This is a genomic window from Bifidobacterium margollesii, from assembly GCF_002860355.1.
Lineage (GTDB): Bacteria > Actinomycetota > Actinomycetes > Actinomycetales > Bifidobacteriaceae > Galliscardovia > Galliscardovia margollesii.
The window spans coordinates 89-1,500 of sequence record NZ_NMWU01000069.1; the positions used below are offsets into that span (position 1 = coordinate 89).

At 61.5% G+C, this 1,412-nt stretch carries 1 protein-coding gene; it reads left to right on the top strand.

The window, feature by feature from the left end; translation table 11 throughout:
* Positions 1 to 81: 81 nt before the first annotated feature.
* On the top strand, positions 82 to 1,188 hold the full coding sequence (locus Uis1B_RS11635; protein ID WP_101618392.1) for an IS30 family transposase: 1,107 nt from the start codon (positions 82 to 84) through the stop codon (positions 1,186 to 1,188).
* Positions 1,189 to 1,412: the final 224 nt, after the last annotated feature.

The window sequence follows — 1,412 nt, forward strand, 5'->3', positions numbered from 1 at the left end:
CCCGGGTTCTAAATAGAAGCGCAACNCCTGTCTAAGGTTGGAAGTGTTCAAGTCCACAACCGAAGAGAAAGTGCTGCGCCCATGACGCAAGTGTATTCCCACCTGTCGGCCGAGGAACGNGTCCGGATCGACGAACTGAGGACCCGAGAGGGGCTCGGCGTGCGCCAGCTCGCCCTGAGGATCGGCCGGGACAAGTCCACGGTCAGCCGCGAGCTGAGGCGCGGCCTGNGGTTCGCGNCCANCGAGAACGACTCCTACCGTCCGTACAGGCCGAAACGCCTGAAGACGGGCGCATGGNCCGCGCGCCCGTTCTACTCGGCCCTGACCGCGCAGCGCAAGGCCGAGACCCGCGCCCGCAGGTCGCGCANGCCCCTGCGCATGGCGTACGACCCGCTGCTCTCCTGGGTGATGGACGCGCTGCGCAAGGGATGGACGCCGGAGCTGATCGAGGGACGGCTCAAAATCGAATGGCCCGACGACCCGCGCATGCGGATAAGCCACGAGTGCCTCTACCAGTGGATCTACGCCAAACCCCAGAAGGCGCTGGACCTCAGGCAGTACCTGCCGCGCGGCAAGCGGCACCGCACGCGTTCGAAGGGCAGGAGGGCGAAGGGGGCGCGCATCCCGATGCGCGTGCCGATCGCCGACCGGCCCAAGAGCGTGGACTCGCGCCGCGGGTTCGGTCACTTCGAGTCCGACACCGTCGTCGGCGCGTCCCCGTCGAAACGGTGCATCGACACGCAGGCCGAACGCAAGAGCCGCAAGCTGTTCGCCCGGTTCATCCCCGACAAGAGCGCGCTGGCGACCGCGCGCGCCGAATACGACATCTACAGCCGGATCCCCGCGCCCGCGCGCATCGACCGCACGTGGGACAACGGCACGGAGTCCTCCTGCCACCTGCTCGTGGACGAGGCGCTGGGCATGCTCACCTACTATGCGGACCCGTACTCCTCGTGGCAGCGGGGCACGAACGAGAACCGCAACGGCAGGATCCGGCGCTACCTGCCCAAGGGGACCAGCTTCGACGACCTGTCGGATGCGGACCTGCAGGCCATCGTCGACGAGATCAACGACACCCCGTTGAAGGTCCTGGGCTGGGAAACGCCCAACGAGGTTTGGTACCGCGAGCTCGGCAAGGTAATGTCAAAGACAAGCCACCCAGAGACGAGTGTTGCACTTACAAATTGAATCCGGGCACCTCTCCATCGAAGTAGCTGGTATTGTTTGACCATTTTTATTACTTACTACTTTGTTCTTAGTAAGTAATAAACAATATAACGGCATTTATCCAGTTTGTCAATCCATAAAATTGACCACGTCGTTTCATGCGATCTGCTCAGTCCGGCATGTTGATCATATAAATGATCATAATTAAAATCACAATAAGCAAAATGATTGACGTGAGGAGCTGC